We start from the raw sequence: 2236 nt of genomic DNA, 5'->3' as shown, positions 1-2236 counted from the left end.
GCGTGAGGTCGTTCGTGCCGAATGAGAAGAACTGCGCCACCTCGGCGATTTTATCGGCGACAAGACATGCGCGGGGAATCTCAATCATCGTTCCGTACATATAAGGAATTTTCTTCATTTTGTATTTTTTCAGAACTTCATCATATACTTTCCGGGTGATTTCAAACTGATTGTTCAATTCCGTGACCGTGCTGACCACCGGAATCATGATCTCGGGCTCGACTTTCTTACCCTTCTGCAGCAGTTCCGCAGCAGCCTCAAGGATTGCCCTGACCTGCATTTCGGTAACCTCGGGGTACGTGATACCGAGACGTACTCCACGGTGCCCCATCATGGGATTGTTCTCATGGAGGGCATCGGCACGGCTCTTGAATTCCGCTGCCGTTATTCCGAGACTGCGGGCGAGCTCTTTCTGCTGAGCCTCATCGCGGGGTACAAATTCATGGAGCGGCGGGTCGAGCAGACGGATAGTGACCGGCAGACCGTCCATGGCTTCGAGCGTACCTTTGATGTCCGCTTTTACGAATGGGAACAGTTCCTTGAGGGCTTTTCTCCGTTCCTCTACGTTCTTGGAAATGATCATCTTGCGGAGGATGAAGAGCGGTTTCTCGGAGTTCTTTCCGTAAAACATGTGCTCTGTTCTGAACAGCCCGATTCCCTCGGCTCCGAAAGCACGGGCTTTTTTCGCATCCTCGGGAGTATCGGCATTCGTACGGATTTTCAGCTTACGGATCGAATCGCAGAGCTTCAGGAATCCGAAGAGAAGATCGTTTTTCTCGGAGGCTTCAAGCATCTTGAGCTGACCGACATACACATATCCCTTTGTACCGTTGAGGGTAATAAAGTCCCCTTCCTTGAGCGTCACGGTTCCGATGTGGAGCTTCTTTGTTGCATAATCGATATGGACAGCGGCACAGCCGACGATACAGCATTTGCCCCAGCCTCTGGCAACCAGTGCGGCATGGGATGTCATACCGCCGCGTGCGGTGAGAATTGCCTGAGCCGCGCGCATACCCTCGACATCTTCAGGATTAGTCTCCTCACGGACCAGAATGACCCTCTTACCCTTCTTCGTCCATTCCACCGCATCATCGGCTGTAAACACCACCATACCGGATGCGCCGCCGGGACCGGCGGGAAGGCCTTTGGCGATGACTTTATTGATTTTTTCGTCAGCAGGATCGATAAAGGGATGCAGAAGCTCGTCGAGCTGCGAAGGTGTAACCCTCATCACCGCCTCTTCCTTTGTGATGAGCTTTTCCTTGTACATATCCATCGCCATCCTGACCGCAGCCGGCCCGTTACGTTTACCGATACGGCACTGGAGCATGAACAGACGGTCGTTTTCGATGGTGAACTCGATATCCTGCATGTCACGGTAATGTTTTTCAAGACGTTTCTGGTAATCGAACAATTCGTTATACAGTTCCGGCATCAGTTTTTCGAGTCTGGGAAGTTCCTTGTTATGTTCGCTCGAAGAAAACTTGTTGATGGGCGCAGGAGTCCTGATTCCGGCGACAACGTCCTCTCCCTGGGCGTTGACGAGATATTCGCCATAGAACTTGTTCTCGCCGTTCCCGGGATTTCTCGTGAATGCAACTCCCGTTGCCGAACTGTTGCCCATATTACCGAACACCATTGCCTGAACATTAACCGCTGTTCCCCAGTCATCGGGGATGCCTTCGATTCTGCGGTAGGAAATGGCGCGTTTCCCGTTCCACGACGAAAAAACCGCACCGATTCCGCCCCAGAGCTGCTTCTCGGGATCATCGGGAAAATCTTTTTTGAGGACTTCCTTGACCTTGGCTTTATATTTACTGCAAAGCTCCTTGAGGTCATCGGCATCGAGATCGGTGTCGTTGACAACACCTTTCTGCTTCTTCATGGCCGACATTATCTTCTCAAGCTGCTTGCGGATACCCATTTCATCCGATTCGGGCTCGATTCCCCCGGCTTTTTCCATAACCACATCCGCATACATCGTGATCAGACGGCGGTAGGCATCATAGACGAATCGTTCGCTGCCGGCAAGCTTTACCAGACCGGGAATGGTTTTTTCAGTGAGGCCGACATTGAGAACGGTTTCCATCATGCCGGGCATGGAACGCCGTGCGCCGGATCGTACGGAAACAAGAAGGGGATTTTTTGGATCGCCAAATTTTTTGCCCATGATTTTTTCTGTGAACTTCATCGCTTTGGCGACTTCTTCCTTGAGACCGGCAGGATATTTCTTGTT

The 2236-nt window shown here is 51.7% G+C and carries 1 protein-coding gene; it reads right to left on the bottom strand.

Features of this window, described 5'->3' with window-relative positions; translation table 11 throughout:
- A partial coding sequence (gene ppdK / locus LLG96_06545; GenBank protein MCE5249863.1) for a pyruvate, phosphate dikinase occupies positions 1 to 2236 on the bottom strand: 2236 nt, incomplete at both ends.

It is taken from the genome of bacterium, assembly GCA_021372535.1.
Lineage (GTDB): Bacteria > Latescibacterota > Latescibacteria > Latescibacterales > Latescibacteraceae > JAFGMP01.
The sequence above is the reverse complement of the archived record's forward strand: the minus strand, read 5'-3'. Positions and strand labels throughout refer to the sequence as shown.